The 23,983-nt window shown below is 66.4% G+C and carries 29 protein-coding genes and 1 riboswitch; of the genes, 14 read left to right on the top strand and 15 right to left on the bottom strand.

All coding sequences use genetic code 11. From position 1 onward, the window contains the following. Window positions 1-45: 45 nt before the first annotated feature. Window positions 46-1,341 carry a glycine oxidase ThiO gene (gene thiO / locus JFC09_RS14440; protein ID WP_198394735.1) on the bottom strand — a complete coding sequence of 432 codons (1,296 nt, stop codon included), beginning with the start codon at window positions 1,339-1,341 and terminating at the stop codon, window positions 46-48. After that, a riboswitch (TPP riboswitch) is annotated at window positions 1,338-1,439 on the bottom strand. (Overlaps the previous gene by 4 nt.) Before the next feature lie 215 nt (window positions 1,440-1,654). Here thiO and JFC09_RS14435 point away from each other — a divergent pair. The 7 genes from JFC09_RS14435 to JFC09_RS14405 all read left to right on the top strand — a co-directional run bounded on the left by JFC09_RS14435 (window position 1,655) and on the right by JFC09_RS14405 (window position 7,201). Next, window positions 1,655-2,878, top strand: coding sequence for a N(5)-(carboxyethyl)ornithine synthase (locus tag JFC09_RS14435; protein WP_198394734.1), 1,224 nt, complete (start codon window positions 1,655-1,657; stop codon window positions 2,876-2,878). A 72-nt stretch (window positions 2,879-2,950) separates the two neighbouring features. Continuing rightward, on the top strand, window positions 2,951-3,205 hold the full coding sequence (locus JFC09_RS14430; RefSeq protein ID WP_198394733.1) for a PspC domain-containing protein: 255 nt from the start codon (window positions 2,951-2,953) through the stop codon (window positions 3,203-3,205). A gap of 118 nt (window positions 3,206-3,323) precedes the next feature. Then, on the top strand, window positions 3,324-4,070 hold the full coding sequence (locus JFC09_RS14425; RefSeq protein WP_198394732.1) for a helix-turn-helix transcriptional regulator: 747 nt from the start codon (window positions 3,324-3,326) through the stop codon (window positions 4,068-4,070). Between the two features lie 145 nt (window positions 4,071-4,215). Beyond that, the gene (locus JFC09_RS14420) at window positions 4,216-5,013 is read left to right on the top strand and encodes a VOC family protein (RefSeq protein WP_198394731.1); all 798 of its coding nucleotides are present in this window, start codon (window positions 4,216-4,218) and stop codon (window positions 5,011-5,013) included. Between the two features lie 83 nt (window positions 5,014-5,096). Then, window positions 5,097-5,879, top strand: a complete 783-nt coding sequence (locus tag JFC09_RS14415) for a dihydrofolate reductase family protein (protein ID WP_198394730.1) — start codon at window positions 5,097-5,099, stop codon at window positions 5,877-5,879. Then, the gene (locus tag JFC09_RS14410; protein WP_198394729.1) at window positions 5,876-6,481 is read left to right on the top strand and encodes a flavin reductase family protein; all 606 of its coding nucleotides are present in this window, start codon (window positions 5,876-5,878) and stop codon (window positions 6,479-6,481) included. Before JFC09_RS14415 ends, JFC09_RS14410 begins: the two co-directional genes overlap by 4 nt. Before the next feature lie 78 nt (window positions 6,482-6,559). After that, on the top strand, window positions 6,560-7,201 hold the full coding sequence (locus JFC09_RS14405; RefSeq protein ID WP_198394728.1) for an RBBP9/YdeN family alpha/beta hydrolase: 642 nt from the start codon (window positions 6,560-6,562) through the stop codon (window positions 7,199-7,201). Between the two features lie 27 nt (window positions 7,202-7,228). On the opposite strand, the gene JFC09_RS14400 is transcribed toward JFC09_RS14405, so the two are convergent. Together JFC09_RS14400 and JFC09_RS14395 are read right to left on the bottom strand one after the other, a co-directional pair. Then, window positions 7,229-7,771: a hypothetical protein gene (locus JFC09_RS14400; RefSeq protein ID WP_198394727.1), complete on the bottom strand. Its 543-nt coding sequence runs from the start codon at window positions 7,769-7,771 to the stop codon at window positions 7,229-7,231. A gap of 152 nt (window positions 7,772-7,923) precedes the next feature. Further along, window positions 7,924-8,631 carry a ZIP family metal transporter gene (locus JFC09_RS14395; RefSeq protein ID WP_198394726.1) on the bottom strand — a complete coding sequence of 236 codons (708 nt, stop codon included), beginning with the start codon at window positions 8,629-8,631 and terminating at the stop codon, window positions 7,924-7,926. Between the two features lie 199 nt (window positions 8,632-8,830). On the opposite strand from JFC09_RS14395, the gene JFC09_RS14390 reads away from it, so the two are divergent. Beyond that, window positions 8,831-9,730, top strand: a complete 900-nt coding sequence (locus JFC09_RS14390) for an alpha/beta hydrolase family protein (protein WP_198394725.1) — start codon at window positions 8,831-8,833, stop codon at window positions 9,728-9,730. Window positions 9,731-9,739: 9 nt separating this feature from the next. On the opposite strand, the gene JFC09_RS14385 is transcribed toward JFC09_RS14390, so the two are convergent. The 3 genes from JFC09_RS14385 to JFC09_RS14375 all read right to left on the bottom strand — a co-directional run bounded on the left by JFC09_RS14385 (window position 9,740) and on the right by JFC09_RS14375 (window position 11,673). Next, on the bottom strand, window positions 9,740-10,111 hold the full coding sequence (locus JFC09_RS14385; protein ID WP_198394724.1) for a carboxymuconolactone decarboxylase family protein: 372 nt from the start codon (window positions 10,109-10,111) through the stop codon (window positions 9,740-9,742). 42 nt (window positions 10,112-10,153) lie between these two features. After that, the gene (locus JFC09_RS14380; RefSeq protein ID WP_198394723.1) at window positions 10,154-10,525 is read right to left on the bottom strand and encodes a zinc ribbon domain-containing protein YjdM; all 372 of its coding nucleotides are present in this window, start codon (window positions 10,523-10,525) and stop codon (window positions 10,154-10,156) included. Window positions 10,526-10,794: 269 nt separating this feature from the next. After that, window positions 10,795-11,673, bottom strand: coding sequence for an aldo/keto reductase (locus JFC09_RS14375; protein ID WP_198394722.1), 879 nt, complete (start codon window positions 11,671-11,673; stop codon window positions 10,795-10,797). 108 nt (window positions 11,674-11,781) lie between these two features. Between JFC09_RS14375 and JFC09_RS14370 the strand changes: the two genes are divergently transcribed. After that, entirely contained in the window at window positions 11,782-12,522 is a 741-nt protein-coding gene (locus JFC09_RS14370; protein ID WP_198394721.1) for a TetR/AcrR family transcriptional regulator, read from the top strand. Between the two features lie 114 nt (window positions 12,523-12,636). Here JFC09_RS14370 and JFC09_RS14365 read toward each other — a convergent pair whose 3' ends face one another. The 5 genes from JFC09_RS14365 to JFC09_RS14345 all read right to left on the bottom strand — a co-directional run bounded on the left by JFC09_RS14365 (window position 12,637) and on the right by JFC09_RS14345 (window position 15,961). Then, on the bottom strand, window positions 12,637-13,371 hold the full coding sequence (locus tag JFC09_RS14365; protein ID WP_198394720.1) for a dihydrofolate reductase family protein: 735 nt from the start codon (window positions 13,369-13,371) through the stop codon (window positions 12,637-12,639). A 102-nt stretch (window positions 13,372-13,473) separates the two neighbouring features. After that, complete coding sequence (locus tag JFC09_RS14360) at window positions 13,474-14,373, bottom strand: RluA family pseudouridine synthase (RefSeq protein WP_408610976.1); 900 nt, start codon at window positions 14,371-14,373, stop codon at window positions 13,474-13,476. A gap of 170 nt (window positions 14,374-14,543) precedes the next feature. Continuing rightward, complete coding sequence (locus JFC09_RS14355) at window positions 14,544-14,984, bottom strand: YtoQ family protein (RefSeq protein WP_198394718.1); 441 nt, start codon at window positions 14,982-14,984, stop codon at window positions 14,544-14,546. Between the two features lie 79 nt (window positions 14,985-15,063). Further along, window positions 15,064-15,378: a hypothetical protein gene (locus JFC09_RS14350; RefSeq protein ID WP_232483626.1), complete on the bottom strand. Its 315-nt coding sequence runs from the start codon at window positions 15,376-15,378 to the stop codon at window positions 15,064-15,066. Between the two features lie 241 nt (window positions 15,379-15,619). After that, window positions 15,620-15,961, bottom strand: coding sequence for an ArsR/SmtB family transcription factor (locus JFC09_RS14345; protein ID WP_198394716.1), 342 nt, complete (start codon window positions 15,959-15,961; stop codon window positions 15,620-15,622). A 125-nt stretch (window positions 15,962-16,086) separates the two neighbouring features. Here JFC09_RS14345 and JFC09_RS14340 point away from each other — a divergent pair, with 125 nt between their 5' ends. From JFC09_RS14340 to JFC09_RS14330, 3 genes are all read left to right on the top strand, one after another. Continuing rightward, window positions 16,087-17,196: an NADH:flavin oxidoreductase/NADH oxidase gene (locus tag JFC09_RS14340; RefSeq protein ID WP_198394715.1), complete on the top strand. Its 1,110-nt coding sequence runs from the start codon at window positions 16,087-16,089 to the stop codon at window positions 17,194-17,196. Between the two features lie 30 nt (window positions 17,197-17,226). After that, entirely contained in the window at window positions 17,227-17,910 is a 684-nt protein-coding gene (locus JFC09_RS14335) for an SDR family oxidoreductase (protein ID WP_198394714.1), read from the top strand. Between the two features lie 188 nt (window positions 17,911-18,098). Beyond that, a complete protein-coding gene (locus JFC09_RS14330; RefSeq protein WP_198394713.1) occupies window positions 18,099-18,821 on the top strand; it encodes a class I SAM-dependent methyltransferase in 723 nt (240 codons plus the stop codon). Between the two features lie 105 nt (window positions 18,822-18,926). Here the strand turns inward: JFC09_RS14330 and JFC09_RS14325 are convergent, their stop codons facing one another. The 3 genes from JFC09_RS14325 to JFC09_RS14315 are packed head-to-tail and all read right to left on the bottom strand — an operon-like array spanning window position 18,927 to window position 20,039. After that, a complete protein-coding gene (locus tag JFC09_RS14325) occupies window positions 18,927-19,460 on the bottom strand; it encodes a kinase (RefSeq protein WP_198394712.1) in 534 nt (177 codons plus the stop codon). Between the two features lie 8 nt (window positions 19,461-19,468). After that, on the bottom strand, window positions 19,469-19,771 hold the full coding sequence (locus tag JFC09_RS14320) for a HigA family addiction module antitoxin (RefSeq protein WP_198394711.1): 303 nt from the start codon (window positions 19,769-19,771) through the stop codon (window positions 19,469-19,471). Beyond that, window positions 19,758-20,039, bottom strand: a complete 282-nt coding sequence (locus JFC09_RS14315; RefSeq protein ID WP_198394710.1) for a type II toxin-antitoxin system RelE/ParE family toxin — start codon at window positions 20,037-20,039, stop codon at window positions 19,758-19,760. Before JFC09_RS14315 ends, JFC09_RS14320 begins: the two co-directional genes overlap by 14 nt. Window positions 20,040-20,488: 449 nt before the next feature. On the opposite strand from JFC09_RS14315, the gene JFC09_RS14310 reads away from it, so the two are divergent. Beyond that, window positions 20,489-22,126, top strand: coding sequence for a DUF6119 family protein (locus tag JFC09_RS14310; protein WP_198394709.1), 1,638 nt, complete (start codon window positions 20,489-20,491; stop codon window positions 22,124-22,126). A 618-nt stretch (window positions 22,127-22,744) separates the two neighbouring features. Here JFC09_RS14310 and JFC09_RS14305 read toward each other — a convergent pair. Then, the gene (locus tag JFC09_RS14305; protein WP_198394708.1) at window positions 22,745-22,960 is read right to left on the bottom strand and encodes a helix-turn-helix domain-containing protein; all 216 of its coding nucleotides are present in this window, start codon (window positions 22,958-22,960) and stop codon (window positions 22,745-22,747) included. Between the two features lie 121 nt (window positions 22,961-23,081). Here JFC09_RS14305 and JFC09_RS16550 point away from each other — a divergent pair, with 121 nt between their 5' ends. Further along, a complete protein-coding gene (locus JFC09_RS16550; protein ID WP_232483659.1) occupies window positions 23,082-23,969 on the top strand; it encodes a transposase in 888 nt (295 codons plus the stop codon). The last annotated feature ends 14 nt before the right edge of the window (window positions 23,970-23,983 follow it).

Here is a 23,983-nt window from a genome sequence, read left to right as displayed (position 1 = left end):
CTTCCAGCGCGTCATGATTCGCTGCCAGCGACTGCTGGTTCTGCCTCAGCGGGGCGCGGCGAAGCGGTGGGGATCGATGGCGGCCAGTGCGGTGGCATCGGGGTCGCTGTCCGGAGGCCTCCCGGCGGCTGGGCCGCCGGTCACCGGGGCTTCCACCACAGGTGTACCGGCGAGCCGGTCCCCGGTTTCCAGGGCCCCCTCCACGGGTCCCCCGGCTGTCCGACTACCGATCACCAGCTCGGCGGTGAGCCGGGCGGCGAGCGGGGCGAGCAGGACGCCGTGACGGAAGTAGCCGGTCGAGACGATGAGCCCGGGGATCTCCTCGCCGTTCTCGCTGCGGCCTCGGCCCAGGAACGGCAGGTCGTCGGGAGTCGCCGGCCGGGCGCGCGCCATCACCTCTTCGAGGACGAGGTCCTGCGAGCCGGGGACCAGCGCCTGCGCGTCACGCAGCAGGCGGAACACGCCGCCCGCGCTCACCCCGGCCATGCCGTCCTCACGGGTTGTGGCGCCGACGACGATCTCCCCGTCCGCACGCGGCACCAGGTAGACGGCGAATCCGTGGACCAGACCGCGGATGGTCCTTTCGATCAGAGGCGGTGTGCCCGCGGGCGCGCGCATCCGCAGGATGTCCCCGTGGACGGGGCGCAGCGGCAGGCGCAGGGATCCCAGCAGCTCTTCCGGCCCGCCCAACCCGTTCGCGACGACAGTCTCGGCAGCCATGATCCGGGAGCCGTCGGCCAACCGGACACCCTGGACGTGCCCGTCCGCGCCGCGCAGCAGGGCGACCGCCCGCTGCCGCACGACTGTGGAGTCGTTCCGGCGCTCCCCCGATTCCAGCGCGGCCAGCAGACCCGCCACGAGCCGCCGCGGGTCGACCTGGTGGTCGCCTGCCGCACGGAACGCTGCGGCCAGCCGCGGGGACAGCGCCGGTTCCAGGGCGCGGGCCGCCCGTGTCGTGAGCTGCTCGACGTCCATCCGCTGCTGCCGCTGGTAGGCCCGAAGATCCGCGAGCGCCTGCCGGTCGGCGGGCGTGGCGGCACAGACCAGGGTGTCGGTGCTGCGGTAGGCGACGTCGACCTCGGCGGCGGCCTCGATGTCCCCGACGAAGGCGGGATACTCCGCGGCCGAGGCCGTCATCAGCGGGTACAGGGCGTGCTGCTGGTAGACGACCTCGCTGGCCGGTGCGATCATCCCGGCTGCCGCACGCGAGGCACCGCCGCCCGGATCCGGGTCGACGACGGCGACGCGCAGACCGTGCCGGTGAAGCTCCCACGCCGTCGACAGGCCGATGACCCCGGCGCCCACGACGACGCAGTCGACGGACGCATGTGGCGACCCCATGATCTGTTTCCCTTCCCTTCGGCGGCATTACCCGCATCAGGTTCGACGGTCGGCTTCCACAGCCCTCTCAGCCCTTCCGGGCTCCCGCAGTGTCGGCGGCCACAGCACTCGTGGTGCGGCCGCACTGCCCACCATCGTACAGACGCGGCTCCCGGTGCGGCGCAGGGAGCCGTGCGACGAGACGAGCAGTGCTCAGCCGGTCTGCGCGGTCTCTGTCTGTGCGGTCTCCGTCTGCGTGTGGTCTCCGGGCCAGGCGGGGACGCGTAGTCTCGAGGGAGGAGCCGACTCAGGCTCCCCCATGATGGGAGGCCGGATGCCCGGCACCGCTCAACCTTTCACCGTAGTCCCCAGCTCACCGTCCAGCGGTGTCCCGTCCTCCAGCCCGCCCCGCACCGACCTGCTCACCCTCGGCCTGCTGGCGGACTCCTCGATGGAGAACGAGCGTCGCCTGGCGCTCCACCCCCACCACCTGGATCAGATCGATGCGGACCTGCGTGCGCACATGGTCGTCGAACGCGATTACGGCGCTGACTTCCAGCTGGAGCCCGGATACCTCGAAGCGCGTGTGGGCAGGGTCGCCGACCGCGACGAGGTCCTCGCAGCCGCTGACGTCCTGCTTCTGCCCAAGCCACAGGCCGCCGACGTCGCAGCGATCCCCGCGGGCCGGACCCTGTGGGGCTGGCCGCACTGCGTCCAGGACGCGCAGATCACCCAGACCGCCATCGACAGCCGGCTCACGCTCATCGCGTTCGAGGCGATGAACCACTGGACCAGGCGCGGCGACTTCAGCCTGCACGTGTTCCACAAGAACAACGAGCTCGCCGGCTACTGCTCCGTCCAGCACGCACTGAGCCTCGTGGGGTGCACCGGCGACTATGGACCGCGCCTCAGCGCCGTCGTCATCGGGTTCGGGGCGACGGCTCGCGGTGCGGTGACCGCGCTGAAGGCCCACGGTGTCCACGACATCCAGGTGCTCACCCAGCGCGGGGTCGCCGCCGTCGGGTCGCCGATCCACACGGCGCACATCACCCAGCTCAACACCGACGACGGCCCGACCCATCTCAGCACCGTCCCCACCCGCGACGGCGACATCCTGCTGCCGGAGTTCCTCGCCTCACACGACCTCGTCGTCAACTGCACGCTGCAGGACGTCTCCGCGCCGCTCACCTATCTGCGATCCGAGGACCTCGAGCACTTCCGTGCGGGCAGCCTCATCATCGACGTGTCCTGCGATGCGGGGATGGGCTTCGAATGGGCGCAGCCCACCTCCTTCGACGCACCGATGTTCACGGTGGGGGAAGGTGTCAACTACTACGCCGTCGACCACAGCCCGTCGTACCTGTGGAATTCGGCCACGTGGGAGATCAGCGCCGCGCTCCTGCCGTTCCTGCGCACGGTGATGGAAGGGCCCGCCGCGTGGGCGGAGGTCCCCACGGTGTCCCGCGCGATCGAGATCCGCGACGGCGTCATCATCAACCCGAGCATTCTGAGCTTCCAGGGACGGGACGTGGGCCACCCGCACCCGGTCACGGGATAGGGGGTTTTCCTCCGTCGGATGTCTGGGTCAGCACCAGTGCGATACCGGTCGCGTCTGCATACCGTTGAGGTCATGAACGCATTCTTCGATTCCCTCCGCAACCTCGGATTCCGCCGAGGACCGCAGCGGCTCGTCGCCGGGATCGGCGGCAGCCTCGCCGTGAAGCTCGGTCTCAACGTGTGGCTGGTCCGCCTCCTGATCCTCCTGTCGTTCCTGCTTCCCGTCATGGGACTCGGCGTGTACCTGCTCGTGTGGGTGCTGACCCCGTGGCAGGACGACAGCATCCCGCTCGAGCAGGCGTTCGGAGGCGGGCGCACGCAGCTCTGACACGACCACGGAGCGGGTCCGCTCGACCTGCGCCGTGCAAAACCGGTGGCCTGCACCGTGGAAAGCCGGTGGCCTGCACCCTGGTAGGGCGGTGGCGGGCCCGAGTACACTCTGACATGTGGCGCCGCTCACAGAATCTGCGACGGAGACTCTCGTGTCCTCAGCCGTTGCGCTCGCACGCGAACGCCCTGCGGAGCTGAGTGCGTCCGACCTCGCGGATCACGCCGGGTACAGTCCTTTCCACTTCTCCCGACTCTTCGCACGCCACGTGGGGATCGGCCCCGGCCAGTACCTCACGGCACTGCGGATCGACCGCGCCAAGCACCTGCTCCTCACACAGACCGAATCAGTCATCGACGTCGCTTCCGCCGTCGGGTTCGACTCACTCTCCAGCTTCAGCAGGCGCTTCCGCGCGACCGTCGGAGTGCCACCCGCGCGGCTGCGTCGACTCGCCGACCAGATCAGCGACAGACCCCCGCGACCTTTCAGCCTGCTCACACCGGGCGCCGGCAGCGTCCGAGTGGTCTTCGACCTCCCGGCGGACGTCAGCCCTCGCGGCGATCCTCACATCTGGGTGGGCTGGTTCCCGCGCCCGGCACCGATCGGCCTGCCCTTGTCCGGCATCCTGATCTCCGGGACACAGGCCGTCGACCTCCCCCTGTGCGCAGGCGCGCCCTACCTGCTGGGATTCGCCGTCCCCACCCATGCCGATGCGTTTGATCAGCTCGCACCCGTGGAACCGACCGTCGCCGTCCATCCCGCGCCAGTCACCCGATCACAGGTCGTCACACTCTCGTTCGACACGTCAGCGGCGAGACGACCCATGCCTCTCCTCACAGCTCTGCCCAGTCTCTGCAGCCGGTGACACGGATTCTGCGGACGGAGACCGGGGCCTCGGCGACGGTCCGGCAGGATCACACTCCGCAGTATCGGACAAAGACGGAGCACCCTCCGCCTTCTAGCGTGGAAGGACCAGCCGGGCCGCGTGCCCGCCAGACACAGGAGGAATCATGACGAGGACCACCGGGACCAGCGCATGGATCGACTTCAGCGCACACGATCTCGCGGCGGCGAAGGACTTCTACACCGGACTCTTCGGGTGGACGTTCGAGCAGCTGGGAGACGAGGTGAACAACTACAACCTCATCCACAACGGTGACGGGCTGGTGGGCGGCGCGATGGACGTCACCGGCATGACCTGCCCCCTGGGCCGGCCGATCCCCTCCGAATGGAGCGTCTACCTCACCGTCGACGACCTCGACGCACGACTGGCGAAAGCGGAGCAGCAGGGGGCGATCATCGCGATGCCGGCGGAGCAGATCGGCGAATCCGGACGGATGGCGATGATCATCGATCCGACCGGATCAGCGATCAGCCTGTGGGAGCCGCAGGACCTGGACGGATACGACTTCACGGGTCAGCCCGGCTCTCCCGTGTGGTTCGAACTCATGACCCACGAGTTCGACCTCGCTGCGGAGTTCTACACCGCCGTCTTCGACGCGAACCTCGTGTCGATGTCCGAATCGATGGACGACGAGAGCTTCCGCTATGCCACCAACAGCCCGGACGGGACCGCCAGTTGGGGTCTGGGCGACGCCACCGGGGTCATGCCGGAGGAAGCTGCCGGGTGGCGCATCTACCTGGGTGTCGAGTCGTGCGATGCCGCCACGCAGAAGGTGGCCGAACTGGGCGGTCGCCTGCTCGACGGGCCGGTCGACTCCCCGTTCGGACGGATCGCCACCGTCGCCGATCCCGAAGGGGCGACCTTCCAGATCAGCGCGATGAGCGAAGCTGTGCCGGAAGGCTAGACCGCACTCCGCCCCCCACACAGTAAGGCGCCTTGCTGTCCGGAGAGGTATCGGAACGCGGCGGCAGTCAGTACCGTGAACGCATGGAGCTTCTCGAGCGCACCACTGACATTCCGGACCCGTTGACCCCCTACCTCGCGGTCGACAGGTCCCGGCCCCGACACGAATGCTGGGTGACGGGCCACATGGTCGCCGGTCTGGACGGCACAGCCGCGATCAACGGGCGGGTCGGTGCCCTGTCCACCGCACCGGACCAGGTGCTCTTCCGCCGCATGCGCCAGATCGCGGACGTCGTGCTGGTGGGCGCGGAGACGATCCGCCGCGAAGGCTATGCGCCGATACAGCTGCCCGACGACGTGCAGGCGCACCGCCGCGCGCAGGGGCGGTCCTCGAATCCGCCGGTCGTCGTCGTGAGCAGGAGCCTGGACCTCGACTGGTCGGGGAGGGTCTTCACGGAGGCGTCGCCGGACGCCCGCACGCATGTCCTCACCTGCGCGACGGCGGACCCCGACCGCCTGGCAGAGGCGGAACGGGCCGCGACGGTGATCGTCGCCGGTCATAGCAGCGTCGAACCGGAGGCCGCGATGCAGGCACTGGCGGACCGGGGCCACCGGGTCGTGCTCTGCGAGGGCGGCCCCCGGTGGCTGGGCGAGCTCGTCGCGGCCGACCGCCTCGACGAGCTGCTGCTGTCCGTCTCCCCGCTGATGGGCGGGGACCTCCTGCCGGTCAGCGTTGCACCGCCCGGGGCGGGCATCGCACAGTTCGAGCTGAAGAGCACGCTGGTGGAGGACCACACACTGTTCCTCCGCTACGAAGCGGCACGCACCGTGGGCGGCGCAGCACGCACGGAGGACGGAACAGCATGAGCGCGGACGCCTTCGGCACGCTTATGTCGTCGACAGATTCCCCGCTCATCGTCGTGACCACGGCGGCGGAGGGTGAGCAGGCCGGCTGCCTGGTGGGCTTCCACACGCAGTCGAGCATCTCCTCGGAGCAGTACTGCTTCTGGCTGTCGAAGGCCAACCACACCTACCGGGTGAGCCTGCGGTCCGCGCACTTCGGCCTCCATTTCCTCACCCGCGACGATGTCTCCGTGGCCGAGCACTTCGGGACGGTCTCCGGCGGCGACACGGACAAGTTCTCCGGGATCGACGTCGATACCGTCCCCGACGTCGGCACCGAGCCCAGCATCGACAACGAGCCCGGCACCGGCCCCTCATCCGACACCGGCACCGCCGCCGGGCCCGAGCCCGCGTCCCTCCTGGCCGCCGTGCCGCTGCTCGCCGCGGTCCCGCACCGGCTGGTCGTGCAGCGGCTTGCGATGCTGGACGACGGCGGGGACCACATCTGCGTCACCGCCCGGGTGGTCTCCGCGACCACCACCGGTCACTTCGCTCCCCTGCGCCTGTCCGATGTGGGCCACCTGGTCGCCGGCCGCAGCAGCGACGAGCGCGCGATCCACCCCTGAGCCCGCTCCCCCACCGCCCAGACCTGCAGGTCCGCAACTCCCAGACCATCAGCTCCGCATCCGCGTATCCTTCCCCGCATGAGACTCTCGCCTCACACCACACCGTTCGAGCGGGTCGTCGTCGTGCACGGCTTCCGCGCCTCCCCGCAGCACCACTGGTTCCCGTGGATCGCGGAGGCGGTCCCTGGCGCCGAGGTCGTCGCCCTGCCTGATTCCGCCTCCCCCGACGCCGAGGCGTGGGTCGACTCCGTCACCCGGGCGATCGGTGCTCCGGGGCCCGAGGTCGCGGTCGTCGCCCACAGCCTCGGCTGCGTCACGGCTGTGCGGACAGTGCAGAGGCTCGCGTTCGAGCACACGAGCACTTCTGGGATCACGGGTGCGAATGACCGTGGACACAGAGTTTCCGCACTGGGCGCGTTCGTGGCCGTCTCCCCGTTCTCCGATCCGCTCACCCACACGGGTGACCAAGGGCTCGACGAGTTCGCGTCGACCGGTCTGGCCCCGTTCCTCGACGGTGTCGACCTCGCCCGGGTGCGGCCGCTCCTGGGCGAGGTGACAGTGATCCGCTCCGACGACGACCCCCTGGTGGCGCCGCACCTGTCGGACGCATTCGCTGAAGGCCTCGGGGCACGGACCCGCGTGGTCGCGGGAGCACGACATTTCCTCGCCGCTCACGGGGCCACAGAGCTGCCCGAAGTCATCGAGGCGCTGAACAGGTGACCCGGCCGCTCGGGCGGCGGCCGATGGTCACTCGATGACGAGGACCGTGTCGCCCGCACCCTTGCTGCAGCGCTCCGGGATCCCCGTGACGGACGACTGGGGCACCTCCGTGAGGTCCGCCGTGAACCTCTGGCCGACGAAAAGCTCCGCACCGCCGAAGGTGGCTGACGGCTTGCCGTGCTGCAGCTCGAACGTGGCGTCGTCGGGGAAGACCAGCAGACGAGGCCTGTCATCGTCGGTGAGCGCGAAGCAGCCGCCCGGCCCGGTGATGAGCTTGCCGCCGGACGGCCCTGCCGCCCCGTCAGCGATCGCGCCGGAGTACTGGAGAGCCAAGATGCCCTCGTCTCCGACCACATCGACCTCCATGGCACTGGTGTCCTCGTCCGGCTCGATGCTGGCCTCAGGCACCGGCGCGGAATCGGACGGCACCGATTCCGCGTCGTCCGTGGCGGGCGAGGCGGTCGACGCCCCTGCCTCGTCCGGCGGCGACTCCTGCCCGGTGCACGCACTCGCGCCCAGGACGAGCATGGCCGTGGCGCAGACGGCAGTGACACGGTGGGACAGGGACATCGGTTTCCTCCGGGATCTGGATGCGGATGATCGGCCGCCCGCTCTCGAACGGGCACGACCGCAGATACTACGACTCCAAGGCAGGATCAGGCCAACAGGGTCTGGCCGGGAGGGCCGGGCAGCGAGGGTCGGGAAGGTCAGGCCAGCAGAGGTCAGGCCAGCAGAGACATCCCCGCAGCGAGCGCGAACCCGACGACGGTCGCAAGGCCCGCCAGGTCGCGCGCCTTCGCCTTGGCATCGGGGATCATCGAATCGACGAGCATGACGAGCAGAGCCCCCGCCGCGAACCCCTTGATCCCTGCCGTGAGCTCCGTGCTCACGGCAGTGGACACCGCCGCGCCTGCCCACGTGGCCGCGATGCAGACGACGGTCACCACCGACCACAGGCCCAGCACGAAGGAGCGCGGACGACCCGCCTGGAGCATCTCCGCCGACGACCCGGCCGACTCCGGCAGGTTCGACACGAACACCGCGACGAGCAGGGCGATACTCACGGACTCCCCTGCTCCCAGCCCCAGTCCGAGGACCGCCTGTTCGGGGATCCCGTCCAGCAGCGCTCCCAGCGCCAGCGTGGTCCCCGCGGTCGTCCGGCCGGAGCGCGCACTCGACCGTTCGACGAACTCACTCGCCACGAAGTAGGCGATCGCCCCGCACGCCAGCCCGATCGCGACGGGCAGCGCTCCCCCGCCGTGGAACCCGTCCTCCGCGAGTTCGAAGGAGACGCTTGCGATGAGTGCTCCCGCACCGAATCCCAGGACGATCCCGATCGACCTGTCGCTCCAGGTGCGGACCATCGACAGGAGGGCACCGCACAGCAGGGAAGAGGCTGCGACAGCACCCCAGATCACTGCTCCGAGCATCACACCGGTCCCCTCCCCCGTGGTGGTCCTGAACTGTCCGCACCCCATCCTGGCGGATGACGAGCCCTCCTGCCAGGGACGACCGCGAAGTCTCCTGCCAGGATCGTCCGTAGGCCCTCCTGCCAGGGACGACCGTCTGCCCTCCTGCTCGGGTCGACCGCCGCCCGGGCCACACGCACCCAGCCCCTACACTCTTCGCATGCGAAGCAATGGTGTGAAGTCCGCTGTCCGCGAGCGGGTCTCGATCCCGGTTGCGGAAGGCGGCACGATCGTCGGAACCGTGTGGAGCCCTCCCGAGGACCCGCCCCGCGCCGCGGTGGTCGTCCACCCGGCGACCGCCGTCCCGGAACGCCTCTACACGCACTTCGCCGAACACCTCGTGGATGGCGGGTTCGCGGTGGTGACGTACGACTATCGCGGAACCGGGGCCTCGGGAGCGGCGCGCGCGCATCGCGGACTGAGGATGCGGGACTGGATGAGCGCGGACGTCCCCGCAGTCGCCACGTGGACGCGCGAACGGTTCCCCGGGCTCCCGCAGCTGGCGGTGGGCCACAGCATCGGCGGGCACGCCCTCGCCCTCGACAACGGCACCGCGGGGCTCGCAGGATTCGTCACCGTCGCCTCGCACGCGGGGGTGACGAAGACGATCCCGACCAGGGGCGAACGGCTGCGGGTCGGCGCGATCCTGCGCGTCATCGGACCGGCCACGGCCCGGCTGCTCGGCTACGTACCGGGCCGGCGCCTCGGCATCGGGGAGGACATGCCCGGTGCGGCGATGCTCGAATGGAGCCGCTGGTCACGCCTCCCGGGCTACTTCTTCGACGACCCGACCATGGACGCGGGGGCACGCGCCGCGGCGGTCTCCACGGACGTGCTGGCGATCGGCTTCACCGACGACCCGTGGGCCACACCGGCACAGGTCGACGCGATCTTCGACCCCCTCACATCGGCGCGGGTCGAACGCCGCACCTACACGCCTCAGCAGGGCGGTGTCCCGGCGATCGGCCACGCCGGGTTCTTTCGCCGCGGCCTGCACGACACCCTGTGGCCCGAGGTCCGGGACTGGCTCCTGCGCACGGCGGAGGCAACCCACGAATAGGACCCGCGATCAGCCTTCGAAAGCGGTCTTCATGCAGCGCATCGCAGCGAGTGTCTTCGGCACTCCGATGTACGGCATCAGGTGGACGAAGCACTCCGCGACCTCTTCCCGGCTCATCCCGGCGACGTCGACCGCCGTCCTGATGTGGCCGGTCAGCTGCGGTTCGGTTCCACCCATCGCCGCCAGTGCCGCCATGTTGAGCATCTGGCGGTCGCGCAGCTCGATCCCCTCACGCTGGTAGGTGCCGCCGAAGACCGCACCCACCACCCAGTCGGATGCGCCGGGAGCATACTCGTCCAGCTGCTGCTTCCACGCCGCGGCGCTGTCCGGAGACTGGGTCTCCTCGACGAACTGGTTGCCCTTGTCCATGCTCAGTTCCATGGGGTGTCCTCCTCGAAACACACGATGTGGTCGGTCCTCAGGTCAGAGGACCTTCTTCACGATGCTGGACTTCAGCTTCATCCGGCCGAACCCCGGGACCGTCGCGTCGATGTCGTGACCATCGCCGGCGTCGCCGGTCAGCCTGATGCCGCGCACCTTCGTGCCGATCTTCAGTGTGCCGCTGCCGGATCCCTTGACCTTGAGACTCTTGACGATCGTGACCGTGTCGCCGTCTGCCAGCACGTTGCCCACAGCGTCGGTCACCTGGGCGGATGCGGCGGCATCGTCGGCCTCACCTGCGGTCCATTCGTGCCCGCACATGGGGCAGACGAGCAGGGCGCCCTGCTCGTACGTGTATTCCTCGCGGCATTCGGGGCACGCAGGCAGTGTGTCTGCCGTCGAAGCGGAAGTCACCCGTCGTCACATCCTTCTCATGAGCGGTGAGCCCCTGTCGGGCCCAGGCATCCGCACCACAGCGAACTCGCCTCGTCCTGCGACGGGGCGAGCTCCCCTCGACAGTACCCCGTGCCCCTCAGCGGTGTGCTGACGCCTAGCCGTCGAGAAGGAGCGAGGCTGAATACCCACGGCGGTCCTGCACGCGCTGCGCTCCCCCGCGGGATTCTCCCGCGGGCCGGTGTCACGCCTCGGGAAACTCGGTGGTCACGCCTCGGGGAACTCGGTGGTCACGACTCGGGGATCTCGATGCCCAGTGCATCGAAGTCGACGTCGTCCGGGACCATCGTCATGCCCTGTTCCAGCTCGTCGATGCGCGCGATCTCCTCAGGCGAGAGTTCGAAGTCGAAGACGTCGAAGTTCTCCGCGATCCGGGCCGGCCGGACGGACTTCGGGATCACCTGCCGGCCTTCCTGAAGATGCCAGCGCAGCATGACCTGCGCAGGCGTCTTTCCGTGCGCCTGCGCGATGGCGACGAGGGTGTCGTTGGCGAGGGGCGTGTCTCCGCCGTTGTACGTGCGCAGACCGCCGATGGGCGACCACGCCTGCGTGAGGATGCCGTGCTCACGGTTGAATGCCTGCAGTTCACGCTGCTGGGTGTAGGGGTGCACTTCGATCTGGTTGACCGCCGGAACGATGTCCGTCTCATGCATCAGCCGCTCCAGCCGCACCGGCAGGAAGTTGCTCACGCCGATCGCACGGACCCTGCCGTCGGCCAGCAGTGCCTCGAGGGCCTTGTACGCCTGGATCGTCCTGTCGAACGCCTGCGGGTCGGCCTGATGGAGGATCAGGAGGTCGATCTGGTCGACGCCGAGCTTCGCCGCGCTCTTGTCGAACGCGTGGAGTGTCTGCTCGTACCCGTAGTCGACGACCCAGATCTTGGTCTCGAGGAAGACGTCGGAGCGAGCGAGCTCTGAACGTCTGAGCGCGTCGCCGACCCCTTCCTCGTTGCCATAGACGGCCGCGGTGTCGATGTGCCGGTAGCCGACTTCGAACGCCGTCTGCACGGCGTCAGCGGTCTCGTCCTGCGGTGTCTGGAAGACACCGAATCCGACGTGTGGCAACTCGACACCACTGTTGAGGGTGAAGTGAGGCTGTGTCGTCGTCATGGATGGATCCTCTCGACGGATTGGCGCGTAAACGGATGGGGTACATCCACATATTCAGGCTACCACGCATCCGGATGTCCAGAATCCGCTTCCGGTAGGCTGGGGTCCATGACCTCCACGAGCACGAACGAGCAGAAGCTGCGCAAGGATGCCGCCGCCAACCGCGAGCGCCTCCTGGCAGCCGGACGAGACCTGTTCGCCCGTCATGGTCTGGGAATCACGCTCAACGACGTCGCCCATCACGCCGGCGTCGGCGTCGGCACCGCCTACCGGCGGTTCGCGAACAAGGGTGAGCTCATCGATGCGATCCTGGAGCGCCAGGACGAGGAGATGGAGCAGATCCTCCACGCGGCACTCGCCGAACCGGACCCGTGGAAGGGGCTGGTGCTGTACCTCGAACGCTCCCTCGCCCTCCAGGCGAAGGACCGGGGCATGGCGCAGATCTTCGCCGGACGGTACGGCCGTGCACACACGCACGACGAAACGCGGGATCGGCTGGCACCGCTGGTCAACCAGGTGGCCGAACGGGCGCGTGATGCCGGAGTGCTCCGAGGCGACGCGACCGGCACGGACCTGATCTTCCTCCAGATCGCGTTCAGCTCCGTCGCGATCGTGGCGCAGGATGGACCCCGACTCGACGACCGTGAGGACACCGCGCAGCTGTATCGCCGGTACCTGTGGATAGCGCTCGACGGACTCCGCGCGGGCAACGCGTCCTCCGACCTGCCGGTTCCGGCACTGACCACCGCGCAGACGCATATGCTTCTCCAGCCTGTGCAGTTGGCCGAGGGAGCTGCGCGTTCTGACGTCGCGGACACAAGCGCCACCGACTCGCACGGGGCGCAGTAAGCACGTCAGCACCCCACCGGATGCGGGTATGAGCAACCGGCCGGCTCGTCCGACCTCGACCCAAAGGCCTCAGCTCATCGGCTCCCATGTCTCAGTCGACCGACCACCCATACCTCAGTCGACAGGCCCATCGACGTCGTACCGCAACCAGACACTGCCGTCCTCGAGCGGCTCGACGTTCTTCAGCGAGAACCCGATCGGGACAGGGGCGGAATAATTCTCATTCGCCTCGAACAGCGAGTTCGTGTGGTTCTCCCCGTCTGCCGTCGGCATGAGGACGAGGCTGATCTCGTCGCAGAGTCCGTCACGGACCATCGACCAATTCAGGTTTCCGCCGCCTCCGAGGATCAGCTCGTCCACGTCGAAGACCTCGCCGATCCGACTGACCGCCTGTGCCATGTCCAACCGTCCCTCGCCCGCAAGGATGTACGACACCCCGACAGACCTCAGGTGAGCCTTGAAGGCATCGCTCGCCGTGGCTGGGATCAGTTCGACGATGTGGGCTTCGACATCGAAGTAGGTGAAGGAGTTCCGGTCCCAGGCGAGGGTCCCGGAATTGTCGACCGCGAAGTAGTACACCTGGGCATCGGGATCGGCGATGAAGTCACCGGCCGGAACGGGTTCGTGCGACTCGGGGAGGTCGGTCGGGGGCGTTCCACCCATGAGGGCCCTGCTCGTCCCGCTGCCGCTCAGCCACCCGCGGTGTTTCTTGTAGTACCGGTCTTCGCCCAGGAACAGATCGAAATACAGCTTCTGGGAGCGCATCCCGACGGACGTGGGGTTGGCGATACCGTCGATCTTCCCGTTCAGCAGCGTGTGCATGTGGCAGATGATTCTGGGGCGTGTCATGTCTTCCTCTTCAGGTGGGGATCAAGGAGGGCGGGCCAACAACCCTCAGGAGAGGTGCGGTCGTCGACGTGGCACCGCAGGTTGCCACGCGCACGGAGACGGTCACAGTCCCGCTTTGAGCAGCTGGCCCCACCGGCGCGGCGTCGGCGCGGTGACTACGAGATCCGTGCCGTCGGGCTTGGGGACGACGAGCTTGGCGGCATGCAGATAGAGCCCTGTGCCACCGGCTCGTTCCACGCGGTGGTTGAAGCCGGCGTTCCCGTAGCGGACGTCGCCGGCGATGGGATGACCTGCATGCTGCAGGTGGACTCTGATCTGGTGCTTCCGACCCGTCAGCAGTCGGACGTTCAGGAGGGTGGCTCTGTTTCCGATGCGTCTCTTCACAGAGACGTGGGTCTCGGCCCTCTGACCGTCCGGGTCGACGACGACACCGTTTTCCGCGCGACGCAATGGCGCGTCCACGATTTGCGTCTCCGACGGCCATCGTCCGGCGACGATGGCCAGGTAGTGACGCTCGATCTCGTCTTCCCTGTCCCGCAGCAGGGTGTGGAGGTACCGCAGCATCGAGGGGCTCTTCGCCAGGGCGAGCACACCGGACGTTTCGCGGTCGAGTCGATGGGTGAGCTCCAGCTCCGGCAGTTCCGGCCGGAGCTGTCGGAGCGCTTCGATCACCCCAGCAGGCACGTCCGTGCCCTTGTGGACCGCCACACCCGCTGGCTTGTCGACGATCAGGAGGTCCCCGTCCTCGTGGAGCACTGCACCTCGCACCTGTGCGATCAGCGAAGGCGGGACCTTCGCTGGTGGCGCAGGCGCGGAGTCGACCCGCAGTTCCGGGACGTCGATGACGTCGCCTTCGTGAAGGCGGTAGTTCTGCTGCGCCTTGCGCCCGTTGACACGCAGCCGCCCCTGGCGCAGCAGCCGGAACACCAGACCGGCCGGCACTCCTTTGAGACGGGAGCGCAGGAACTTGTCCAACCGTCGGCCTGCATGCTCACTGTCGATCGTGATCGTGCGGGCCGGCTCGCTGCGCCCAGCGCCTCCCGGTCCCGATCGCGGAGCGTCGGACCTGCGTCTATTCCCCTCGCCGAGGTGGTCCGCGGCAAGCCTCGAAGCCTCGCCACTCACGACGTCATCGCGATCCCGAGTCGACATTGCTGTGCGTTACCGCGGGCTCATGCCTTGAGCACGTAGCGCAGCGTCTCCACCACCTGGTCAGTAGTCGTGCACCATGCCTGGGCTTCGGCGTCGACTTCCTTGAGCGGGTGGACGATGTCCTCGTCGTGCAGAGTGATGTAGGGCGTGCCGAGCGCGGCGCAGTAGCCGGCGTCGAAGGCAGCGTTCCACTGCTTGTACTTGTCACCGAAGCGCACCACCACCAGGTCGCTCTTCTCGATCAGGGTGCGCGTACGAATGGCATTGACCTTGGACGACTGGTGGTCGCGCCAGAACTGGCTGCTGTTCTCGCCCAGGTGGTCGCCTGCGGCATCGCTCGCGGGGTGGTCGGTCACCGGCGCGGTGAAAACCACGTCCAGCCCTGCGGCCTCCGCGCCACGCTGGATCTCGTCGCGCCAGTCGGTGTGGATCTCGCCGGAAAGATAGACGGAAAAGCTCATCGCTGATTTCTCCTTCGTCAGGGCCGGACGGATCCGGCCGGTACTCCAACCAGCCATCCTAGTAGTTCAGCGAATAGCCTCAGCCCCCGGTACCGTGCGGCGGCCGAGCTCTCCGCGGCGACTGCGCAGGCGAGTCCACACTGGTGGCAGCCAGCTCCTGCCAGGTGAGTCGGACTTCGCCGGGCGTCGCACGCAGCGCGTCGGTGAGGTCATCCGCCGCGCCGATCAAGGAGTCGAATCCATCCTGGCCCGCCGACGCCAGGATGATCCGCCATGGTCCACCGTCAGACGGAGGCATGGACTCAGCGGTGAATCCACCCTGGTAGTAGAGGTCGACGTCCGCGGGAACATCCGCGTCCGGGTTGAGAGTGAGGGGCCTCAGGAAGTTCGCCACCGCACAACCTGCGGCAGCACCGCTGATCGACGCCAAGACCTGAACCGATGTCGACTCGCCGTAGGGCCAGTCTTCGTGCCACTCCTCAGACGGCTTGAACGAGGGGACAACAGGTCTGTCGCACATGGAGATCCCCCTTCTCCCCGCCCAGATGCGAACCCGGCGTACGCGGATCCACACATTCAACCGGAACCCGCTGAAAGCCCGCTGACCTCGTGCACGCGCGTGTCAGACGGCCGCGTCAGGAGGAGGCAGGCACCCCATCCGTCCGGTCGCGGCATTCAGCTTCGATCACGGCGTCGAGAAGACCTGGGAACCGGACATCCATGTCATCGCACCGCAGGTTGTTCAGAATCGCGGTACCCACATAGCGCTGATTGATCAGGCCTGCTTCCCGCAGAACCCGGAAGTGATGAGTGGACGTGGACTTCGAGACCGGCAGCTCGAAGGCGATGCACGCCTGATCATCGTGCCCACGGGAGAGCTGCGTGACGATCTCCCGTCGGATCGGGTCAGACAAGGCGGCCAGGACCGCGTCCAGGGGAACCGTCGCGATGTCGGGGTGGTAGAGCTCTCGAGCCACGTGATCCTTTCGATGGTCAGGCGATGCTACCGCTCGCCGCGAAGTACCACCTTCATCGTACCTTGTAGTACGCTCACCATCGTTGTACGAGAACCTCCGTACAAGTAGCGAGTGGAGATCCGACTGTGACAACCCTGTTCGACCCGATCCAGATCCGTGGGGTGGAGATTCCCAATCGTGTCTGGATGTCGCCGATGTGCACGTACACAGCGGACCCGCAGTCCGGCGAGGCCGGCAAGCCGAACGACTTTCATTACGCCCACTACACGGCGCGGGCAGCCGGCGGCCTCGGCTTGGTGATGGTGGAGGCGACCGGCATCACCCCCGAAGGCCGTATCTCCCCCTATGACCTCGGCATCTGGGCGGACGGTCAGATCGGCGGCTTCGCCCGGATCGCGCAGGGCATTCGGGACGGGGGCGCGGTCCCGGGAATCCAGCTCGCGCACGCGGGCCGCAAAGCATCCGGCCATCGGCCCTGGGCCCGCTTCGGCTCCGCAGACGCAGAAAGCCCGGAAGGCGAAGAGGACTACAGCTGGTTGCCTGTGTCCCCGTCAGCAACGGCGTTCCCCGGGTCCCCAGTCCCGCATGAGCTCACGCGCACTGAAATCGCAGAGGTCGTCCAGGCTTTCGCGGAAGCGACCAAGCGAGCGGAAGCCGCCGGGTTCGACGTCATTGAGATCCACGCAGCTCACGGCTACCTGTTGCATTCCTTCCTCTCCCCCATCGCGAACGAGCGGACTGACGAGTACGGGGGATCACCGGAAAACCGCGCCCGCATCGTACTCGAGGTGATCGACGCGGTCCGCGCGGTGTGGCCCGTCGATAAACCGGTCTTCCTGCGCGTCTCGACCACCGACTGGGTCGAGGAGAACGTCGGCGACTTCCGCGAAGCCTGGACACTCCCCCAGACAGTGGAACTCGCCAGGCGGGCGGCGCAACGGGGAGTCGACCTCATCGATTGCTCCTCAGGCGGTATCGACGTCGTCCCGATCCCACATGCCGAGGACTACCAGACCCGCAATGCGGCCGCGGTCCGGGCCGAGAGCGGCGTTCTCACCGCGGCAGTGGGTCGCATCAGCACTCCCGAGCAGGCGAATGGACTCATCGCTCATGAGAAGGCCGATGCGATCTTCCTCGGGCGTCCACTGCTGCGCAACCCCTCCTGGGCGAACGACGCTGCTCTGGAACTGGGCACCAGTCCCCGATTCATCGACCAGTACGCGTACGCGCTCTGATTCCCTCAGGCCTCAAGAAAGTTGGACTTCATGCACAAGATCATCGTTTTCGGCGGCCACGGCAAAGTCGCCCTGCTCACCAACCGAAAGCTCGTCGACTCGGGGTATGCGGTGACAGCTACGATCCGCTCCGCGGATCAGGTTGCCGCGATCGAAGCGACCGGCGCAGCGCCGCTGGTGCTGGACCTGCAGGAGGCGACGACTGCCCAACTGGCCGAAGTCATCAGCGAACATGACGCGGTCGTGTGGTCCGCCGGTGCGGGCGGGGCCGGACGTGAGTTCACCTTCGCCGTCGATCGCGACGCCGCGATCCGCTCGATGGACGCGGCGGAACGCGCGAGTGTCACGCGATACATCATGGTGTCGTACCAGGGTTCGTCCCCCGACCACGGGTTTCCCCAGGACCACGGCTTCTACCCCTACGTCCAGGCGAAGACCGAGGCGGATGCCCACCTGCGGAGCTCAGGCCTCGAGTGGACGGTCCTCGGTCCCGGCTTCCTCACCGACGACGAGCCCGTAGGCACCATCGGGTTGGGGCCGATCGAAGAGTTCGGCGGCGACCGTCGGGGGCCGGGGCCGAACGGTGAGCGCAACATCTCCCGCAGCGACGTCGCTCAGACGATCGTCGACGCTCTGGACATTGCGTCGACGGTTCGCAAGACCATCGAGTACGGCCGCGGCAGCACGCCGATCCGCATGGCGTTGGCCCGTTAGACCACCCGGAGGTTCAGTCCCTGGAGAAGCTTCGCGCTCCCGGGCCTTCGAAACCGCGGGAGCGCTCCGCCTCGCAGTCAGACCAATCCTGCGGGGACGGCGAGTGCCGTTGCGAGGGCTGAACGGAATCTGGGATCCCAGTCGATAAACGACCTTGTCGACAAAAGTGCAGCTAATACCATGAGGCGATGGATCCAGCGGAGTTCTACACTGGAATAGTCCCGACGGTCTTCAACGTCTTGCGGAGCACCCACTTCAGCGCCGAACGCTACCGCACGTTCATCCAGGGACACGGCAGCCCCGCGCTCGAACTGGGGTGCGGGGACGATGGCCCGTTCTATGAGCTGGCGGCTATGGGCCTGGACCTCGAGGGAGTGGACTCGTCTGCAGACATGGTGAGACGCGGACGTGAGCGCCTCGCCGCAGAGGGGGCCGACGCCGCTGTCCACCATCAACGGATGGAGGAGCTGAAGCTGGATCGGAGATTCGCCAGCATCTACCTGGCCGGGCCGACCTTCAACCTGCTTCCCGATGACGCCACAGCACTCCGAGCCCTGCGCGCCATTGCAGATCACTTGGAATCCGAAGGGGCCGCTCTCGTGCCACTGTGGATTCCGCCGCCAACGCCCACGCGTCAGATCGGCGTGATGCAATCAGCCCGAGCCGGGGAGGCGATCGCACGCTCCACCGTGATCCAGGAGGACTACGACACAGCCAGTCGCACCCGCACGACGACCATTCGCTTTGAACTCATCACCGACGCGGAGTCGATTGTCACGGACCGCGAGTGGATCATCCACTGGTACGACCCCCACGAGTTCCAGCAGCTGGCCGCCAGAGCTGGACTCGAGTCACACTTCATCACGGTCGACGACGAGCAAGTGGAGGCACACCTCTACCTTCAGTCGTAAACGCCTTATAACGTCGACGGCAATGCGGCCCGGAAGCTCGACAAGAGCGTTTTGATGCGCTTCAGGACCTTTCGGTCTGCCGTCGGCCAGCATCACAAGTGTCATTCATGAACCGATATCGAGCGCCTTGCTCCACCCCACGTCCGCGAGGACCTGCTGCAGAGCGTCGGCGGCGCTCACCGTGGCATCGAATACTGACTCATCCAGGGCAGCGACCCGGTCTGCACTGCGGTACCAGGACGCGACATCGGCCTCCGACACCTCCGCGGCCAATGCCTTCGTTCGATGCCGTTCGAGCGTCTCGTCAAGGTCGAGTTCATAGCAGTAGCAGCGAGTCAGACCAGCATGATCTTTTCGCAGCTGAGCGAGCATCTCGCCATAGCTCTCGGAATGCAGGATGCCTTCGATCACGACGTCGAGGCCGTTGTCGAGCGCGAACCGCGCCGACAGATCGATGTACGGCACGCTCAACGCGCCCGGATGGTCGCGAACATGGAGGATCTCTCGCCGAAGCACATCATGGCCGATGATCGCCACGCCGCGCGGTCGCGCAACTCGGATCGCCTGCGCCAAATGCGACTTCCCACTGCCCGAGTTCCCGCGGATGATGATCAGACGAGAACTCTCCGAGCCGGTCACCCCAGAGGTCATGCGACGTTCAGCGGCGTGATCGAGGCGATCTGCTCCCCCGCTAGATCCTCCGCGCGGTCGAGCTCATAGTGGCTCTGCAGATTGATCCAGAACTCCGCCGAGGTGCCGAAGTACTTCGCGAGGCGCAGGGCGGTGTCCGCCGTGATCCCCCGCTTGCCGTGCACGATCTCGTTGATCCGGCGCGGCGGGACGCCGATCGACACGGCGAGCTTGTTCTGCGTGATGCCGAACCCCTCGATGAAGTCCTCCATGAGGACCTCTCCGGGGTGGATCGGATCGATCTTGTCAATGGTAGTCAACGATCTCCACCTCCTCCGGTCCTGCGTCGGTCCACACGAAGCAGATCCGCCACTGGTCGTTGATCCTGATGCTGTGCTGCCCGGCCCGATCGCCCTTCAGCGCCTCGAGCCGGTTACCGGGTGGGACGCGGAGGTCATCGAGCAACCCCGCGGACCCCACCTGACGAAGCTTGCGCAGCGCCACCCGATGGATCCTCGGATCGATCGAGCGCACGCGTTCACGACGCCACAGCCGTTCGGTGTCCTTGCTGCCAAACGATCTGATCACCAGGCCAGCATATAACGCGGACCGTCAATAACGCTAGACGTTAAACCGGAACTCGACCGAGTTCCGATGCTTTCGGAACCTTTGGTGCTAAGGCTGTTCCCTGGCTAACAAATGCAGTCTGACCTGGGTCTTTAGTGCGAGGAGCAACTACGCAGAGGGAGACCTGCGCCAGTTGGAGCACCAGAGACCAGATTAGCATCCGGGGCTCGTCGAGGTCATCCTGAGGACTGATAGACGCTGGATCGGACGGGCCGGGGAGCTCGCGCCGCTCCCCTGGGTCCTTTGGCCAAGTGCGCGCGTCAGGCGTCTCACTGACACAGCGCCAAGAGCAGCCAGAGTCGCATAACGCTCGGGACTGCTCGGCAATCCTCCATGACCGACGAATAACTTATGGGTCTCGACTCGCGCGGCCAGCACCTACGGCAACACAACCCGTGCTACCAAGAGCTATGGTGCAGATTGTTGCGACGAAGCGGACAACGCTCTACAGGATGCTTGACGGAAGCACGTTTGAGACAGCGCTGACCGAGTCTCGGCGAGAGACAGATGACAACTTCAACGTCACCGACCTCCAGGTAGAAGATCGACCCGCGCGCCTTGTTTCCGGCTCCATCACGACCAAGGCCAAGTGGTCGGCGGATCTGAAGCTCCTCACCGGCCAAACCGTTGACCTCAAGAACCGCTCCCCCGGCGCTGCCCTATTGCTCCAGGACACTGGAGACGTAATCTGGGCCATCACCTGGGGCACCGGGTTCCACTTCTTGGATTCGGAGCAGATTGACTTCGGCTTCGGCTCGCGCATCGTTGCGCGGTCTGCGCTTCCCTCGGAAATCAAGTCGCTGACGAAGACCATCTTGGACCACAGAGCTCGTGTGGATCGGAGTTCGATGCCGAACGGAAGCACGATTCGTGATCTCGGAGTAGACGGCTACGGCGAGGTCGTCAGCAGGATTGAGGCGAAGGCGCGGATCAGTGACCTCAGTGTTGGAGACAAGGTCGTGCAGCTGAGCGCGGCGGACTCTCTGAAAGCACCACTCGCAAAGTCAGCAGGACCTTTGCTCGCAGACCTCAAGGTTCTCGATGATCTGTTGCGTCAGCCCGTCCGAACAGGCTTGGAGAGCCTTGAGCAACTCGTCGCGCTCAAGGCCAAGGACAGCCGAGTACCTGCGCTCGACGAGAAGCTCGTTGACGCCTTGAAGTCAGATGCGGGCAAGCGCCTCGGGGTGTCCTGGCCGCACGAGCGTCTTGATGCCTACGGCCCGATGATGAGCGTCAAAGTCACCGGCTTGGGGGATCGCAAACGGCGGGTCTTTGACCAAGCGCCCGACACGAGCGACGTGATCGAGTGGCTCGCGGATACACCAAGAGAGGCGATCCTCGACCGTCTGAAATCCGTGAAGATCGAGCTGCACAGCGAGGCAGATCCCCAGGTCCATACGCTTGTTTCCACGCCTGTGCCACTGCGGCGGTGGCTCGCATTCGAGGTCGAGGAAGACGGCCAACGATTCTGTCTGCACGATGGAAACTGGTACCGGATGGATGACCAGTACCTTGCCCGAATCGACGACCGCGTTCGTGAGATTCTGTCTGAGCCTGCCTCAGTAACCATGCCTCCGTGGGGTGAGGAGTACGAGGATGCCTACAACAAGCACGCCGCCGAGGCCCTGTCGGGGTACTGCTTGGACAGGAAGCTGATCACAACTCCGCTTCATTCGCGTGGCGGGATCGAACCCTGCGACGTGTTCGTCGCTCCGGGCACCCTGATCCATGTGAAGCGCGGGCGGCAGTCGGCTGACCTCAGCCACCTTCTCGCGCAAGGACTTGTGTCTACTGACGCCCTCGCACGAGATGAGAGTGCACGCAATGCATGGACGAAACGCATTGCTGAGGAGAGCAAGGGAGTGGTCGACAAGGCCGAGCTCAGGGAAGTGGTCCTCGCAATTGGCAAGGAGGATCCGATCACGGTCGACACCCTGTTTACCTTCACGAAGGTGAACCTGGTCAAGCAGTACGACGCGCTTCGCTACCTTGATGTGAAGGTTCGCGTAGCTACGATCGCGCCCCCGCCTCCGGCTTTGGAGCAATAACGGCGGATGCCTGCCCAGAAGTTGGACGGTCGGACAAGCTAACGAATCAACGGCGAGCCACGCCGATTCAAGGTCTCGGGCAAGGCTCGCGGCTACGACATGGTTAATGGGAGTCGCGAGGAGAGCCAGCAGACGACACTGGACCGCTTGCCATGGCTGCACGACTCCCTCTACTGAGATTCAAGGTTCGGCCTTCCGCCAACGCTGACCCAGTACGGACACGCGCCATCGTGGTTCCCCCAGTCGCACGCGTGAGGACCCTCGTGGTGGTGCCAGCCGCCGAAGCGACCAAGCTCCTCAGACCAGTGCTCACAGCGGATGACCTTCGGCGCGCGCTCGATGTCATCAGTAGCCATGGGTCCATGATCCCACGCCACACCGCAGGCGCAGTAGCGCCCGCCCATGCTCCGCAACGACAGCCACCAGCGACGCTGGCACTGACACGGCGGAGCCGAGCGGCGCGGCGACGAAGCTGGTACTGGTGATGCCGCCTAACCAACACTGAAAGTAGACGGCATTACTGACATTCTTTCATCTCGCCCGAAGTCGTGTCTGCTTAGCCAGGCATCCATGATGCCCATCCAGTTCGCCGCGCAAGAGTGACTCGAGCGCCGAACGTCACCGAGGGACGACCAATTCATGGGCCTCAACGCCGAGTTGCTCCGCCAGGGCATCGACGGAGTCCAGGGTGAGGTTGCGCTCGCCACGCTCGATGCCGACAAGGTACCGAGTCGACACTTCGAGTTCTTCGGCAAGACCTTCCTGCGACAGGTGGCGCGCAAGACGCAGGTCGCGCACCTGCGCTCCAAGCACCTTTTTCAGCGGTTCTGTCACACATCCAGCCTCAGGTTTGGTAGTCATGACTTCCAGGAAGTTATCGCTTCCAGTTGCTGTCGAGGTGGGTCGCGCACGACTCGCACTGCGGCCGCATCAGACCTCGAAGGAGAGCGTGACGATGCCCGATTCGCAGCAGATCCCCGACGGGAGCTCGACAGCTCTCCCCCGCGTCCTGCACACATCACGCAGCACGGCACTGCTCTCGGAATCGTGGGCCCCAGCAGAGGAGGCGAAGCGGAGGGAACGGGCAGGCAACGACCGCCAGCTGACGTACGGAGCCTATGCAGCAGGCGAACCATGCCGCGCGTGCGGGCGCGCCCTTCTCGGTGAGCCAGCTCTGGGTACTGATGAAGAGAGCCTCGCGCTGATCGACGCCGACAATGCCGAGTTCCGAGCAGAACACAAGGCATGCAACATGGGTGTTTGGCGTCTCGAGAACAACAGGGTGGAGCACTGCCACCTGTGCTGTCCGTTCCCGCCACTTTCGCCGGCTCAGCGCGATGAGCTCCGACAGCCCCTATACCCACCCTCATTGCACGTCGACCGCAGCGCCACCTGGCGCGTAGAACTGACCTGCCAGCACGTCGAGACCTTGGCCGGGCACTTCCCTCGCAACGTTGAACCAACCGTCCAATGCACCGAATGTGCTGTCATCCGCGGCGTGGTCAAAGCCGTGCGAATCGATGACCAGGCGAAGGATGGTGACGACAGCAGCGACATCGAGGGCCTCCAGTCTGACTATCAACGACTTACAGATGAGCAATGGAGCTGGATCAAGCACATCGTTCATTCAGAGGAGAGCCCCCGCCGCGGGCGGCCACGCACTGACGTACGCACGATCGTCGACGCGGCTCTCTACAAGACCCGCACTGGCATCAAGTGGCGTGAGCTCCCAACAGAGTTCGGGGCATGGCAGACCGCCATGCACCGGCACCGCCAACTGATCGCGAGCTCCCAGTGGGACGAGATCACTCGCACTCTGGCAGAACGAGACCTGCCAGAGTGAACCCCGCGTTGTTG

This window comes from Brevibacterium yomogidense (assembly GCF_016107685.1).
GTDB classification, from domain to species: Bacteria; Actinomycetota; Actinomycetes; order Actinomycetales; family Brevibacteriaceae; genus Brevibacterium; species Brevibacterium yomogidense.
Note: the sequence above shows the minus strand (reverse complement) of the source record. Positions and strands in the feature narration are given on the sequence as shown.